This is a genomic window from Paenibacillus ihbetae, assembly GCF_002741055.1.
GTDB lineage: Bacteria > Bacillota > Bacilli > Paenibacillales > Paenibacillaceae > Paenibacillus_AQ > Paenibacillus_AQ ihbetae.
On sequence record NZ_CP016809.1, the window covers coordinates 4,925,761 to 4,939,738 of the forward strand.

General features: G+C 53.8%; 14 protein-coding genes. 5 read left to right on the top strand and 9 right to left on the bottom strand.

The genetic code is table 11. The annotated features are described in order from the left end of the window. The first annotated feature begins 11 nt into the window (after positions 1 to 11). Positions 12 to 845 (top strand): carbohydrate ABC transporter permease, encoded by an 834-nt coding sequence (locus BBD41_RS22030; RefSeq protein WP_099478735.1) that lies wholly within the window; start codon positions 12 to 14, stop codon positions 843 to 845. A gap of 81 nt (positions 846 to 926) precedes the next feature. Here BBD41_RS22030 and BBD41_RS22035 read toward each other — a convergent pair whose 3' ends face one another. Together BBD41_RS22035 and BBD41_RS22040 are read right to left on the bottom strand one after the other, a co-directional pair. Then, positions 927 to 2,612: a glycoside hydrolase family 13 protein gene (locus BBD41_RS22035; protein ID WP_099478736.1), complete on the bottom strand. Its 1,686-nt coding sequence runs from the start codon at positions 2,610 to 2,612 to the stop codon at positions 927 to 929. A gap of 46 nt (positions 2,613 to 2,658) precedes the next feature. Next, the gene (locus tag BBD41_RS22040) at positions 2,659 to 3,444 is read right to left on the bottom strand and encodes a glucose-1-dehydrogenase (RefSeq protein ID WP_099480740.1); all 786 of its coding nucleotides are present in this window, start codon (positions 3,442 to 3,444) and stop codon (positions 2,659 to 2,661) included. A 351-nt stretch (positions 3,445 to 3,795) separates the two neighbouring features. On the opposite strand from BBD41_RS22040, the gene BBD41_RS22045 reads away from it, so the two are divergent. Together BBD41_RS22045 and BBD41_RS22050 are read left to right on the top strand one after the other, a co-directional pair. Then, on the top strand, positions 3,796 to 4,143 hold the full coding sequence (locus BBD41_RS22045; RefSeq protein ID WP_099478737.1) for a VOC family protein: 348 nt from the start codon (positions 3,796 to 3,798) through the stop codon (positions 4,141 to 4,143). Positions 4,144 to 4,352: 209 nt separating this feature from the next. After that, on the top strand, positions 4,353 to 5,210 hold the full coding sequence (locus tag BBD41_RS22050; RefSeq protein ID WP_099478738.1) for a TetR/AcrR family transcriptional regulator: 858 nt from the start codon (positions 4,353 to 4,355) through the stop codon (positions 5,208 to 5,210). Between the two features lie 302 nt (positions 5,211 to 5,512). On the opposite strand, the gene BBD41_RS22055 is transcribed toward BBD41_RS22050, so the two are convergent. The 3 genes from BBD41_RS22055 to BBD41_RS22065 all read right to left on the bottom strand — a co-directional run bounded on the left by BBD41_RS22055 (position 5,513) and on the right by BBD41_RS22065 (position 8,887). Further along, positions 5,513 to 6,304, bottom strand: coding sequence for an ABC transporter permease (locus BBD41_RS22055; protein WP_099478739.1), 792 nt, complete (start codon positions 6,302 to 6,304; stop codon positions 5,513 to 5,515). Next, complete coding sequence (locus BBD41_RS22060) at positions 6,301 to 7,185, bottom strand: ATP-binding cassette domain-containing protein (RefSeq protein ID WP_099478740.1); 885 nt, start codon at positions 7,183 to 7,185, stop codon at positions 6,301 to 6,303. Before BBD41_RS22060 ends, BBD41_RS22055 begins: the two co-directional genes overlap by 4 nt. 352 nt (positions 7,186 to 7,537) lie before the next feature. Beyond that, positions 7,538 to 8,887 carry an alpha-L-fucosidase gene (locus BBD41_RS22065; RefSeq protein WP_099478741.1) on the bottom strand — a complete coding sequence of 450 codons (1,350 nt, stop codon included), beginning with the start codon at positions 8,885 to 8,887 and terminating at the stop codon, positions 7,538 to 7,540. Between the two features lie 119 nt (positions 8,888 to 9,006). Here BBD41_RS22065 and BBD41_RS22070 point away from each other — a divergent pair, with 119 nt between their 5' ends. Continuing rightward, positions 9,007 to 9,834 carry an AraC family transcriptional regulator gene (locus tag BBD41_RS22070; RefSeq protein ID WP_077567604.1) on the top strand — a complete coding sequence of 276 codons (828 nt, stop codon included), beginning with the start codon at positions 9,007 to 9,009 and terminating at the stop codon, positions 9,832 to 9,834. Between the two features lie 117 nt (positions 9,835 to 9,951). On the opposite strand, the gene BBD41_RS22075 is transcribed toward BBD41_RS22070, so the two are convergent. The 3 genes from BBD41_RS22075 to BBD41_RS22085 form a co-directional block, all read right to left on the bottom strand. After that, positions 9,952 to 10,254 carry a putative quinol monooxygenase gene (locus BBD41_RS22075; protein ID WP_077567603.1) on the bottom strand — a complete coding sequence of 101 codons (303 nt, stop codon included), beginning with the start codon at positions 10,252 to 10,254 and terminating at the stop codon, positions 9,952 to 9,954. Positions 10,255 to 10,259: 5 nt separating this feature from the next. Beyond that, positions 10,260 to 11,252, bottom strand: a complete 993-nt coding sequence (locus tag BBD41_RS22080) for a helix-turn-helix transcriptional regulator (RefSeq protein WP_099478742.1) — start codon at positions 11,250 to 11,252, stop codon at positions 10,260 to 10,262. A 178-nt stretch (positions 11,253 to 11,430) separates the two neighbouring features. Beyond that, a complete protein-coding gene (locus tag BBD41_RS22085; protein ID WP_099478743.1) occupies positions 11,431 to 11,925 on the bottom strand; it encodes a DinB family protein in 495 nt (164 codons plus the stop codon). Between the two features lie 175 nt (positions 11,926 to 12,100). Here BBD41_RS22085 and BBD41_RS22090 point away from each other — a divergent pair, with 175 nt between their 5' ends. Next, complete coding sequence (locus BBD41_RS22090; protein WP_099478744.1) at positions 12,101 to 12,463, top strand: hypothetical protein; 363 nt, start codon at positions 12,101 to 12,103, stop codon at positions 12,461 to 12,463. A 117-nt stretch (positions 12,464 to 12,580) separates the two neighbouring features. Here the strand turns inward: BBD41_RS22090 and BBD41_RS22095 are convergent, their stop codons facing one another. Then, a complete protein-coding gene (locus BBD41_RS22095; RefSeq protein WP_077567599.1) occupies positions 12,581 to 13,720 on the bottom strand; it encodes a zinc-dependent alcohol dehydrogenase in 1,140 nt (379 codons plus the stop codon). Positions 13,721 to 13,978 lie beyond the last annotated feature (258 nt).

The window sequence follows — 13,978 nt, forward strand, 5'->3', positions numbered from 1 at the left end:
GGTGAAACGATATGAATGCCAAACAACGCAAGCTCGTGTATCGCATCCTGCCGTATGCCGTCCTTACCGGAATCGGGATATGCTTCCTGCTGCCGCTGCTGTGGGTGCTCGTAGCATCCGTCGATCCAAATGCGATGCAATCGCTGAAGATGCCGAGCCGCATCACCGGGGCGAACTACGCCGAGGTCATCACCAGCAGCGAGAATCAGCGGGCGTTCCTGATCGGCCTTATCATGTCGCTTGGCCAAGCCGTTCTGGTTGTTCTGCTGGCGCTGCTCGCCGCTTATCCTTTATCCAGGTATCAGATGAAATATAAGAAGCCTTTCATGCTGACGATTCTGTTCATGACTTCGCTTCCGATAACAGCCGTTATGGTGCCGGTTTATCAGCTGTTCCTGGGACTGAAGCTGTATGACAATATCTTCGGCGTCATCCTGTTCTATGTGGCGTCATCCATGCCGTATGGCATCTGGATGATGAAGAATTTCATGGATTCCGTGCCGAATGATCTCGAAGAAGCTGCCTGGGTGGACGGGGCCTCGGTGTTTACCGGCATCCGCAAGGTCGTTGCGCCGCTGATGGTCCCGGGCATCTGCACGGTTGCGATCTTCACCTTCTCCGGCAGCTGGGGCAATTTTTTCGTGCCGTATATCCTGCTCCAGTCTCCCGAAAAATTCCCGGCATCCCTCAAGCTGTACCAGTTCTTCGGCCAATACGGCATGGTCGAATACGGCAGTCTTGCTGCATTTTCGGTGCTCTATGCCATACCGGCCATCATCCTGTACATTCTGTCGCAGCAATTTATGTCGAAGGGCTTCGGGCTCCAAGGCGGAACGAAGGGGTAAAGCAACGCCCAAAAAGGCACCTCCTTGCAGTCGATCGGCTGCAAGCGGGGTGCCTTTCCCATTTCTGCTTCGAAGTGCGTGTCAGTACAGCCGGTAAACTCTGGCTTCATAAGGGCGGAGATCGATCTGGTCCGCCAACTCATCCGGCACGGGCTCGTAATTGGAAATCAGCAGCTCACGCGTTAGGTCCCGAAGATGCTTCGGCCACTCCATCCGGGGCATTTCGTCAAAAAAATTAAGGATCACGAGTATGGTATCCTGCTCCAACGTTCGGATATACACATACAAATCGGGATCCAGGGGAAGGAGCAGCTTATATTCCCCGTACACAAGCGCTTTATGCTGTTTGCGAAGGGCGATCAGCTTCCGGTAGTAATGGTAGATGGATTTCGGATCTTTCATCGCCGAATCCACATTCACTTCGGTATAATTCGGGTTCACCTTGATCCATGGTATTCCGGTCGTAAATCCAGCCTGGTGGCCTGCATTCCATTGCATGGGAGTACGGGCATTATCCCGGCTTTTAGCCTGAATGGCCGCCATGATCTGGTCATTCGGCTTGCCTTGAAGCTGGGATTGCTCGTAATAATTCAGGGTTTCGACGTCCCGGTAATCGCCGATGTTCTCAAAGGCTGCATTCGTCATTCCGATTTCCTCGCCCTGGTAAATATAAGGGGTGCCCTGCAAGGTAAGCATGAAGGTTGCGAGCATCTTGGCCGATTCGACACGGAACTGCCGATCATCGCCGAATCGGGATACCGGTCTGGGCTGGTCGTGATTGCCCAAGTAGTTTGCATTCCAGCCCTGGTTATGAAGTGTGGTTTGCCAACGGCTCATAATCTTTTTCAGTTCCAGAAGGGTCCAGGAGCGGGCTTCCCATCTCCCGGTTCCCGTCGAGACGGAATCGAGGGTCATATGTTCAAATTGAAACACCATATCCAGCTCGTGCCGTTGATCCCCGACGTATTGCAGCGCCTGTTCCGGGCCAAGGCCCGAGGTCTCCCCGACCGTCATAATGTCGTAATCCATCAGCACTTCGTCGTTCAGCCTTCTCAGCAAATCATGGACGTTTTCCAAATTCGAAAAAAGCTGATAGGCCCTGACGACCGGCAGATGCTGGGGATTGTCGGCATTAGGCAAACCCTTGGCTTTCACGATATGAGCGATGGCATCAAAGCGAAAGCCGTCGACTCCCTTTTCCAGCCACCACCGGATCATGTCGTACAATTCCTTGACCATTTCTTCGTTCGTCCAGTTGAGATCCGGCTGATGCTTGGAATACAAATGCATGTAATACTCGCCGGTCCTCTCATCGAACTCCCACACCGAGCCGCTGAAATAAGACTCCCAGTTGTTGGGGAACAGCCCGTTCACGCCCTTGCGCCAGATATAATAATTCCGTTTGGGATTATCGGCTGAGGATCTCGATTCCATGAACCAGGGGTGCTTGTCAGAGGTGTGGTTCAGTACCAGATCCATCATGATTTTCAAATCTCTTGCATGAGCTTCCTTTAACAGCTCGTCGAAATCCTCCATCGTGCCGAACGACGGATTGATCGCATAATAATTGCTGATATCATAACCGTTATCCATTCCGGGAGATTCGTAGATCGGGCAGATCCATATGACATTGACGCCGAGATCCTTTAAATAATCGAGCTTGGAAATGATCCCGCGAAGGTCGCCTTTGCCGTCCCCGTTGCTATCTTTGAAACTGACGGGATAGATCTCGTAGACGACCGCTTCCTTCCACCAGGCTTCAAGCATGTATACATTCCTCCTGTCCGTGTAGTCAATGGCCGAGCCGCAGCAATCAGCCTTGCCCTCCCTGGAAAGCGGGGTACTTGGTCATACCCCCGTCCGCAAACAAGGTAATGCCTGTGACATAGCTCGATTCAGAGGAGGCCAGCCAGGCGGCGGCAGCGGCAATTTCTTCGGGCTTGCCGATATACCCAAGCGGGATCAGGGCTTCCACCTTCGCCTTGGCGGCAGGGTCGGAAAATTTGGCGGCGTTGATCGGGGTGTCGATCGCACCAGGCCCCAGATTGTTGACTCGGATCCCCTTCGGTGCGAATTCCAGCGCCAGCGTTTCGGTCATCATCTTGATCCCGCCCTTGCTGGCCGCATAATGCAGAAAATGAGGCCACGGAATTCTCTCGTGCACGCTCGAAACGTTGATGATCCGTCCCTTGATCCGGTGCTCAAGCATGTAATCGATTGCCTCGCGGCAGCCTAGAAAGGCCCCGGTTAAATTCACGTCGAGCACTTTTCTCCAGTTATCCAACGTCAAATCCTCGGAAGGCACTTCGTTTTCGATGCCAGCGTTATTCACCATGACCTCCAAGGAGCCGAAATGATGATGAGCGGCGGCTACGAGCTTCTTGACATCCTCTTCCTTGGTGACGTCGCCATACACGCCGATGGCTTTTCCGCCGAAGGATTCAATCTTGCGTACGATGGCGTTCACTTCATCCTCGTTGCTGACGTAATTGATGACCACGTTCATCTTTTCTTGTCCGAACCTCAGAGCGATTGCGCGCCCGATGCCGGACGAGGCGCCGGTAATGACGGCTGTGCTTCCCTCCAGATCCTTGTACACCATGAATGCCTCCTAACGATCGTGTAATGGAATACAATAATATAATTAACCGAATTTCTTCGCGTTCAACATGGACGCGTTGGAGGGAACAGCCGATCGGTGATCACGGTCCTTCGTGCATGAAGTGTTGCAGGTGTTTTTCTTTATGGAAGAATTTGTTATACTTCAGAGCAAGCGATAAGCGTGTGCTGCAGCGTGGACGCCGGATTCGTTGATTTGGGGAGTGCGAGAAAAGGGATTTATACGGAGCAGGAGAGTAGAAGAGTAGAAGGGGAGAGGGGCAGAAAGCTAGAAGGGCAGAGAGCATAAGAGCTAAAGAGTGTAGGCTCTAATAAAGGAGGAATAGGTGCTGTGGCAGTCAAACGAATTGTCGCTAATATTGATACGGGACGAGTTGCGGAAGCTAAACGCTTCTACCAGGACGTGCTTGGTCTTGATCTGCTGATGGATCACGGCTGGATCGCCACCTACGGGTCGCCGGAGACGATGCAGGTACAGATCAGCTTTGCCGAAGAGGGAGGATCCGGCACGCCCGTACCCGACCTTTCCATCGAAGTCGACGATGTCGAGGCGGTGTTGGCCGATATGAACAACGCCGGCTTCCCTGTCGAATACGGCCCAGTGGATGAGCCTTGGGGCGTTCGCCGATTTTTCGTACGCGATCCGTTCGGCAAGCTCGTCAATATTTTGATGCATTGATTCGCACATGGAAATTGGCATACATCCCCCATCCGATGTGCTCCGGATCACGACTGTCATTGTAAAGAGCGTGCGTACCGATGCCAACAGCATTTCCATGATTCCCGATCGGCCTGCCGGCAAAGCGCAGTCTGTGATATACTGTTTATATTATAAACAATTTAATGGCTTATCGGGATGTACAGCCTTAGGGAAAGGACGCATACGTTATGTCAAAAGATAATACGACAGAGCATGAAATCGGGCCCATGCTGCCCGGCGGCGCTGCGCTCAGCTGGGGATTGGTCAAGCCCCCGCAGCGAGGGCCGAAGAGGGAGCTCAGCATCCGGCAGATCGTCGACGCTGCAATCGAAATTGCGGATCGTGACGGCCTGTCTGCCGTTTCGATGAACCGGGTGGCATCGTCTTTAGGGTACACCGCCATGTCGCTGTACCGCTACATTCCGAGCAAGGATGACCTTCTGCTGCTCATGCAGGATGCGGTCTGCGAGGTTCCGCTTCCGGACGAGGATGCGCCGGACTGGCGGGACAACATGCGCCTATTCGTCAAATTAAGCATGCAGGTATTCCGGGACCACCCCTGGTTCGGCGACATTCCAATCTCCGGCGTACCGATAACCCCGAACAATCTCCGGGTCATCGATTGGGGATTGCGCTTCATGAGGGATTTTCCGCTGAATGACTATGAAAAGATCTCCTTCATTCTGCTGCTGAGCAACTACGCGAGATCCAGCGGCCTCATCCAACGGGATATGGATCTTGCGCTCAAATCAGGGTCCACCGCGGAGCGGTTCAGCGGGACGGACTATACCCTCGCGCTGAAGGCGCTCGTGAAGCCCGACCAGTTCCCGTACCTGTACCCCGTCATTATGTCCGGCGTCTATACGGAAGAGAACCCGGGAGAGAATCCGATCGGGAACGACATTGATTTCGGGCTGGAGCGCATTCTGGACGGAATCGAGCGCTATCTGGAGATGAAGACGGAGCAGGAGAAGGGGAAAGGGAAGGAGCAGAGTAAGGAGCAGGCAAGTAAGAATCAAGCAGAGGAAGGAGAAAGAGGAGGCTGACGGGTAACGAGGCTCGTGAAATTATTCGTTTCAGGGAACATGCAAAAAGGAACCGTTAGCGAGTGCCGAGTGCCGCTCGATGAGCAGATGCAAATATACGAACCTGAAAAAAGGCAAAAGCGATCCGCTCGGATCGCTTTTTGTGTTTAAAGGGGATGCGCCGAAGTTCTGGGTGGTGGTGGGTGGTAAAGCGAAAAGCTATAGTATGATGACAGACGCGAGAAAAGCTTGTTGGGCATGATAAGGCGGCCTTGGCCGAACAGCAGCCGGTACCCCGGACTTGTTTACGTGCCAGGCCCTAATTAACGACGGCCTGCTCTTCTGCGGAATGACCACACCCCCCATAGCAGTGAGACGAGCAAAATGAGCAAGCACCATCCGATTGCCCAGCCGATAAACTCGCGGATCGAAGCTCCCATCAGCAATCCGCGGATGGACTCGATCACCGGCGTAATAGGCTGGTTGCTTGCGATCCACTGCAGCCATTCCGGCATCGTATCCGTCTTGACGAAGGCGCTGGAGAGGTAAGGCAGAAAGAGCAGGGCGAACCCGTAGCTCCCCGCTGCAGCAGGGCTGCCGGCGACCATGCCGATCGCTGCAAACAGCCAGGTGAAGGCGAGGATGAACAAGACGATCAGACCTACCGCGAATATCCAATCGGTCAGGCCTCCGGTTGGCTTGAAACCGACAAGCAAGGCAACCGCGAGCACAACGCCGGTTGCAAGCAGGTTGCGGGCCAGGCTGGCGACGACATGCCCGGTAATGACGCTAATGCTGCGGATCGGCATCGTCCGGAACCGGTCGATAATCCCGTTCGTCATATCTTGCGCGACGTCAACGGCCACCGAGGAGGAGCCGAAGCCCGCGCATAGCAGAATAATTCCCGGCACGACATAGTTTACGTAATCGCCGCTGGAATCGATCGCTCCGCCGAAAACGTACGTGAACAGCAGCATCAAGAGAACCGGCAGCAGAATCGCCATCACCATCGCATCCGCATTGCGGAGGCTGTGGCGGAGGCTGCGTCCGATAAAGACGCTTTGGGTAACGGCAAGCGATGTTTTCTTTGCGTTGTGGACAGGCTTGACTATCATACGATCTCCTCCATTCTCTTCTCAGTCAGCGCGATGAATACCTCATCCATTTTCGGACTGTGGAGGCCAACCCGCGTTTCTGCCGGCAGCTGGCGCATCAGCTCCTGAAGCGCGCTTGCAACATCGCCTATCGAGCCGCTCGTTGGCATGCGATGAATGACTTCATCATCCGCGTTCCGCAGCTCCAATACCTCGCCCCCGACCCGGGATTTTAGCTCCTCCGGGCTGCCTTCCGCCACGATATGCCCTCCATCAAGCACCGCGATCCGGTCGGCAAGCTGATCGGCTTCCTCCAGATACTGCGTAGTCAGGACAATCGTGATCCCTTGGCGCTTCAGCTGCAGAATCATATCCCACAGCGACCGGCGGCTTCGGGTATCAAGCCCGGTCGTCGGTTCGTCCAGGAACAGAACGGGCTTTGGAACGACGAGGCTGATCGCCAGATCCAGGCGTCTTTTCATGCCGCCCGAGAAGGTGCCTGCACGCTTGGATCGTGCCGGTGCCAGATCGAAGTATTCCAGGAGCTCTGCGCTTCGAATGCGGGATTCTGCGGCCGTGAGGCCGGACAGCCTGCAGATCATCCGCAGATTTTCTTCCGCGGTCAGCACTTCGTCCACGGCGGCGAATTGACCGGTCAGACTGATCGATTGCTGTACCTTCTCGCGCTCCCGGCTCACATCGTACCCGTTGATATGCAATGTCCCCGCATCAGGAGTGACCAAGGTTGACATGATGTTGACCAAGGTGGTTTTACCGGCTCCATTGGGACCGAGCAGGGCCAACACACTGCCTTCCGGCACTTTCAGATCGATTCCGTCCAGCACCTGCTGGCTGCCGAACCGTTTGTACAGACCTTGAATTTCTACGGCGTATTTTTGCATGATCGACTCCTTCATTTATTGTTTATTATATAAACAGTTTATTTGTTAATCAGTATATTGTATAAACAGTTTTGTTGCAATATGAATTTTTTTTGCGAGAGGTTCTAAAGAGACAGGTTGTGAAAAAGGAGGAGGGCCAATGGAGCCTCGTGATTGACGAGAATATGCCGTTCGCCCTGAAATTAGAAGGGGCTTTTATACGGTTCATTCGGATAAGGTTCTGTATCCAGAAAATAACCGGCTTTGTTGGAAGGTCGAGTTAAGGGGAGGGACCGATAAAAGCAAAAAGCCACCGCAAGGATGCCATGTATGCATCCTGCGAAGGCTCTATCTTGCTTGCCTGTAGATGTAGTTATGATCGGTCTGTCCCGTCCTCAAGCTCAAGCTCGATGACGGTATTGCGCTTGTCCGGGAGCGGGAAGGTGAAGTGCTCCGGACGGGCAAAGCTGACGAATGCGTCCTCGGTGAATTCGGCTGCACTCCATGGGCGGCCGAGGAGCAGCTCGTAGCCGTCGGCGAGAAGCCGGGCTTTCTTGACCTTGCCTGCCAAGCCGACGAGGTTGATCGGCCCGATCGGCTCCTCGAAGACGTGGGCATACAGCTTGCTGCCCTTCTGGGTATACCGTCCCCATTCCGGCTTTGGAAATTCGGCGGCCGCGCATCCGTAAATGCTGTCGCTGTTGCGGCTCATCCAATCGCCGATTTCGGCGAGCACATCAAGGCTTTCCTTCGGGATGGCGCCTTTGGCGTCCGGCCCGACGTTAAGCAGCATATTGCCGTTTTTGCTGACGCATTCCACCAGCTTGCGGATGATTGTGGTCGCCGATTTGTAGTTGCGGTCAGCGGCTGCATATCCCCAGTTGTTGTTCAGCGTAATGCATGCCTCCCAAGGAATGGGCGCGCCCGTCACATCGACGACGCCATGCGGAGGTATAATCTGCTCTGGGGAAGCGAAATCTCCGCTGTATATGGACGGCTCGGTCGTGTAGATGCTGCCGCCGCTCTCGCCGCTGCCCTCCAGCCGGTTGTCAATCAGGATATGCGGCTGGAGCCCGCGGATCATCTTCATGAGCTCGGTAGCTCGCCATACTTCACCGCGCATGTTGTCATATGAGAAGTCGAACCACATAATATCCAGTTTGCCGTAGTCGGTCAGCAGCTCGCGAATTTGACCGTGCATGTAATCCAAATAGCGGTCAAAGTTGTTCGGATCCCGCTTGAAGGCTTCATTTGCTCTCATCGGATGAATCCGGTCTCCGAAAGCGGGGTAATCCTCATGATACCAATCGATCAGCGAGTAATAGAGCCCGACCTTGAGTCCTTCTTCCCGGAAAGCTTCCAGGAATTCTCTTACGAGATCCCGGCCGGCTTTGGTATTGGTTGCTTTATATTCTGTCAGCTTGCTGTCGAACAGGCAGAAGCCGTCATGGTGCTTCGCGGTAAGCACTGCATACTTCATGCCGGCTTTTTTGGCCGCTTTGGCCCATTCGCGAGGATTATAATCTACGGGGTCGAATTCATCGAAATAGGTCTGATACTGCTCGATGCTCATTTGTTCCGTGCTCCGGAGCCATTCGCCTCTAGCCGGGATCGAATAGAGTCCCCAATGGATAAACATGCCGAAGCGGTCGTTCTGGAACCAACGTACGCGTTCATTTCGCTCGAGGATGACTTGATTTTGGGAAGCGGCAGTTGTCGTCATAGGATCAACCTTTCGGTACTAGGATTTGTCGGGTTTGATTTTAACAAGAATATGTTAGTATGAATAGATAATTACTTAACTCTGACGGGTATTATAATAACTTTGAAGGAACAGGGAAGATGAAGAGTGAACGAAGCGAGCAAGAAGCGATTCAGCAGATGCTCCTAAACATGCAGGTTCAAATTCTGGAAGCGAAGAAGACGCAATGCTGGCTGGAGTGGAGAGAGCTGGATTACACCGTGTCCTATAATAAGCTCTATTTCATTCTCGAAGGGGAGGGCTGGGTGAAAATCGGAGAGGAGGAGCTGTATCCGAAGCCCGGCCAATTGATTCTGATGCCTGCCCGGACGAAGCAATCCTATTCCACCATAAGCGATCGGCCGTTTCTGAAATACTGGTGTCATTTCTCGGCAGCCGTAGGCGATGCGGATGTGTTCTCTTGGCTGGATGTTCCAAGATGCTACGATCTGGACCAGCCGCTGGAGATGTCGCATTTGTTTCAGGAGCTGGTGAATGCCCATCATACCGATACGGCTGCCGCCCGCTTGAAGGAGAAATCCGTTATGCTGGATATTCTCTCCAGAGTGCTGGCCTATCAGGAGCCGCAGATTCATTCGCACCGGACGGGAGACATGGACCGTCTCAACAAGGTGCAGCAGTATGTTAAAGATCATCTGCACGAGGAGATCACGCTGGAACAGATGGCGGGAACCCTGCATTTGCATCCGAATTACTTTATTAAATACTTCAAGCGCCACTTCGGAATCACGCCTCAAAAATATTTAAGCGTTAAACGGATGGAGCGCGCTAAGCTGCTGCTGCGGACAACAAGCCTCAGCATCAAGGAAATCGCCGATGCGACCGGCTTCGAGTCGGCAAATTATTTTTCGAAAACATTCCGTAAAGAGGTGGGCTACAGCCCATCGGAGTACAGAAACAACATCTGAGGCCCATGGCAGGGCAGCGATAACGGACGCCTCCCGGGCGGCAATGCAAACAAGGTCAGTCGGAACGTTTACCGAATGACCTTGTTTTTATGTAACGTCCATTGGGTTATGCGGAGCCTACAGCCCTTTGCCGCCAAGCGGTTGTAGCCTCAGGGGCTCCGCGCCGGCGATCAGCTTGCGGCCGCGCTGCAGGAGCTCCGATGTATCCGCACCTTGCAGGGAAGCGGCATGCGCCTCGGCGCTGCTCCACAATTCCGTGACCCATACCGCATTCGGATCGCTGTCCGAAACGTTGACGATGTACAGCTCGCAGTCCGCATTATCGCTCAGCATGTCCGCTGCCTCAAGCAAAATGCCTGCCAGCTCGTCGCGCTTGCCCGGATGGGCAATTAATTTTCCGTACATGGCGAATTTCTCCATGGGTATCACTCCTCGTTTGTCTTCATTTCAGTCAACAATGCCTCGTAATGCCGGGCCATGCCGCCCGCAATCTCCGACAGCCGCATGACCAGAGACCTCGGCTCGAGAACGGTCAGGGCTTTGCCATAAGGGAGCAGGAAGTAGGGGACATACGACATAAGGGAATCGGCGGCCAGCCGGAAATGTGCTTCTTCAGGCAGGCGCTTGACCAGGGTGTGCCCGAACAGCCAGTGCTGGCACAACTCGTTCAGCGTAAACTCATGGCCCCGGATGATGACGTATTCCAAGTTTTCCGCATTGCCGGTATCCGGAACCAAACCGCCGAGCAGTACATCCTTGGCCGAGAAGTTATCCGGCCGCTCAAAACGATGATCGGTCAGCTCCAGGCTGGACATGCGGTCGACGCGAAAGCTTCGCACCTCCTGGCGTAATCGGCAAAAACCGGCGGCATACCAGTGGCCCTTCCAATGGACGATGCTGTACGGGTCGAATTCCCGGACAGAGGCGTCTTGCCCCCTCCCCTTGGAGTACGTCATCTTCAGCGTGATGCCATGAGCCGACGCATTCTCCAGCGTTTGGAGCAGCGACCGGATCTCTTGGCTGACAGGTGGCTGAAGGACAGAGATGCCGCCGCCGTGCAGCTCGATCTGATGAAGCTGCTCCTCGTTCGTATATCGCTTCAGCTTATGGATGGCCCGCTCCAGGGCTTCCGTAAACGGATAACCCGCTTCTCTTGCGAAAATGGAGGCATGCACGAGCGCTTTCTGCTCGTCCGCATCGAACATGAGCGGGGATTCGGCAAAGGCCCCGAGCAGCCGGTAGCCCCCGTTCGGTCCCGAATCCGCAATGATCGGCGCTCCACTGGCGCATAGGGAATCGATGCAGCGATAGACCGTGCGGATATGAATTTCCAGCTCGTCGGCGATTTGCTGAGCCGTTATTTTTCTGCCCGATCGAAGCATCCACAGGATGGACAGCATATTATCGGCTTTAGCCATCGGTGTACAGCCCCTTTCGCGAATCATGCCGGAACCCAGGAGGCGCTATTTGGTTTCCGATCCATTGGGGGGAATGCCGTCCGAGCTGCAATAACTCCGAATTCATGCCATGAAAGGCCTTTTTGCTTCGGTTGCAACATGCTGAACAGCGCTCCCGCACGTATCGATTGTATCGCCTTTAGACGAGCGGGTCCATGCCCTTGTCGATCCAGGTATCATAGGTTGGGCCGTAGAGCTCCGGAATCCGGATGCCGGCCTGCCGCATAAGCACGGTCATCTGTCCGCGGTGATGGGCTTGATGGACGATGAGGAATTGCAATGACTCTCCGTTTCTCCAGGCCTCTCCAGCGATATCATGAGACACGTAAAGATCCTTCTCCGTCCATTGAGACTTCACGGCGTCGGTAAATGCCCGGCTAACCCCGCGGTAGCTGTCCAGAATGACGCTCGCGGAATCCGGAATTTTCTGCTCCCGCGACGGACCTTCAAAACTCAAACCGAGCATGCTCATATACTGGATCGACATGACCAGATGCCAGGCGAGCTGTCCCAACGAACGGTGCTGCTCCGTAATGGACTGCTTCAGCGATGCATCGGTCAAAGCGTTCATTACCCGCTCGGTGATTTGAACCTCTTTGTTCCATTGTTCGCAAAAATCCTCGATATTCAACATCTGACTAACCTCGCTTTTTCTTTAAGTGTCTATCCATAGGGCAAGTATATTCCCGAATCCCTGACAGTTACGGTCAGTGATATTTAGGTTGCATTTGCATCTTGGCAATCTGGAAGAATTTCGGCGGGAGGATGCGTGCTATAATAACTTCAAAAAAGCGGGAGGGACAAACGCCATGTCACAAGCAGATATTCAATTTACGGGCGGCAACAATATTGCGCTGAAAATTCCGAAATACAAATACGAGGAAACCGTGAGGTTTTACCGGGACGTTTTGAAGCTTCCGTATTTGGGGTTCAGGGACGATGCCCACTCGTTTCGCCTGGGGCCGAACACGCTTTGGCTCGATTGCAAGGACTCCTATCCTCAGAACGATGTATGGCTGGAAGTGCAAACGAATAACCCGGGTCTGGCGGGGGAATATTTGCGGGAGCAGGGCGTTGATCGGCGGGATGAAGTGGAAATTTACGAAAACTCGAAAGGGTTTTGGATCTCGGACCCGTGCGGGACGATTCTTCGGGTAAATCCGGAACCATAGGATGGTAGCATAGACAGCGGGGGATTCCGAAAAAAGCAATAAAAAGCAAAGCGGTCCCCGGCCTTCCGCTAGGCTGCGGGACCGCTTAGCTTAAACAATGGGATTAGCAGATGAGGGTTAAGGCTTCAGTACCACCTTGGTGCATTCGTCCTCATGCTCATGGAAAATCCGGTAGGCTTCGCTGGCTTGCTCAAGCGGCAGGCGGTGGGAGATAATCTCGGTCGGATCGATCTCCCCGGCCGTGATTTTCTTGAACAGCTCCGGCATGTAATGGATGACGGGCGCTTGCCCCATCGTGAGCGTGATGTTTCGTTCAAAAATATGCCCCAGCGGAAACATATTGTACAAAGAGCCATATACGCCGGTAAGCTGGATGGTGCCGAATTTCCGGACCGCCTCGATGGCAATGTCGACCGCGCTCAGCGTGCCGCCCTGGAGCTTCAGCTTTTGGCCGATGGCCTCCATCGCCGTTTTCTTGCCGTCCATGCCGACGCAATCAATGACGATATCGGAACCGCCTTTCGTGATTTCGCGAATGTACAAGCCCATATCATCGTAGTCCTCGAAATTATAGACTTCAGCCTGGTTCATCCTTCTTGCCTTCTCCAGGCGATACGGCACTCTGTCGATGGCAATGACTCGTTTTGCCCCTTTCAACCAGGCGAACTTCTGGACCATCAGTCCGACCGGCCCGCAGCCCAGCACCGTTACCGTATCGCCATGCTTGACGCCGGCATTTTCGACGCTCCAGTAGGCGGTGGGCAGCACATCGGAGAGGAGGAGCAGCGCCTCATCCTCAAGCTCGCACGATTCCGGAATGACCAGAGGCATGAAGTTGCCGTAAGGCACCCGCAAATACTCGGCTTGACCGCCGGGATAATTCCCGTAACGGGCAGTGAAGCCGAGATATCCGCCGGAATGGACATCCGGATTGCGGTTGGAGCTGTCGCATTGACTCTCCATATCGTGACTGCAGTAATAGCAGTGTCCGCACGATACGTTGAACGGAATCACGACCCGGTCTCCTTTTTTCACGCGGGTCACGTTGGAGCCGACTTCCTCCACGATCCCCATGGGCTCATGCCCGATGACATAATCCTTCGCCGCCGGCATACCCCCTAGATAAATATGAAGATCCGAGCCGCAAATCGCCGTTGATGTAATTCGAACGATGATATCGTCCTCGGTTTGGATCGACGGAGCCTCCACCTGCTTCACTTGAATGTCCTTGGCTCCCTGAAACGTAACTGCTCTCATCAAGAATCCCTCCTAAACAAAGATGCACTCGGAATTCTAATACCCGATATGTACATATAGAAACGAACTGCCAAGTCGTCAGGAGATTTATTATGAATCTGCCTTTGGCCATTATCATGCCCCTGCATGATTGTTCCATACGTGTAAACACATGGGGGCCTGCACGTTCCTGTCAATGGAGATGCTGTTTTCGCATGCGATCGGCATGGGGACAGACCAGACAAATCCCCGTACTGGAATTAAGGACGCATCGGTTTG

Excerpts from the sequence above, each read along its gene's own strand:
- BBD41_RS22075 (WP_077567603.1), bottom strand. The coding sequence starts at position 10,254 with ATGGAGAAATTCGCCATGTACGGAAAATTAATTGCCCATCCGGGCAAG.
- BBD41_RS22070 (WP_077567604.1), top strand. The coding sequence starts at position 9,007 with ATGAAGAGTGAACGAAGCGAGCAAGAAGCGATTCAGCAGATGCTCCTA.
- BBD41_RS22030 (WP_099478735.1), top strand. The coding sequence starts at position 12 with ATGAATGCCAAACAACGCAAGCTCGTGTATCGCATCCTGCCGTATGCC.
- BBD41_RS22085 (WP_099478743.1), bottom strand. The coding sequence starts at position 11,925 with ATGTTGAATATCGAGGATTTTTGCGAACAATGGAACAAAGAGGTTCAA.
- BBD41_RS22095 (WP_077567599.1), bottom strand. The coding sequence starts at position 13,720 with ATGAGAGCAGTTACGTTTCAGGGAGCCAAGGACATTCAAGTGAAGCAG.
- BBD41_RS22080 (WP_099478742.1), bottom strand. The coding sequence starts at position 11,252 with ATGGCTAAAGCCGATAATATGCTGTCCATCCTGTGGATGCTTCGATCG.
- BBD41_RS22035 (WP_099478736.1), bottom strand. The coding sequence starts at position 2,612 with ATGCTTGAAGCCTGGTGGAAGGAAGCGGTCGTCTACGAGATCTATCCC.
- BBD41_RS22050 (WP_099478738.1), top strand. The coding sequence starts at position 4,353 with ATGTCAAAAGATAATACGACAGAGCATGAAATCGGGCCCATGCTGCCC.
- BBD41_RS22055 (WP_099478739.1), bottom strand. The coding sequence starts at position 6,304 with ATGATAGTCAAGCCTGTCCACAACGCAAAGAAAACATCGCTTGCCGTT.
- BBD41_RS22065 (WP_099478741.1), bottom strand. The coding sequence starts at position 8,887 with ATGACGACAACTGCCGCTTCCCAAAATCAAGTCATCCTCGAGCGAAAT.
- BBD41_RS22060 (WP_099478740.1), bottom strand. The coding sequence starts at position 7,185 with ATGCAAAAATACGCCGTAGAAATTCAAGGTCTGTACAAACGGTTCGGC.
- BBD41_RS22090 (WP_099478744.1), top strand. The coding sequence starts at position 12,101 with ATGTCACAAGCAGATATTCAATTTACGGGCGGCAACAATATTGCGCTG.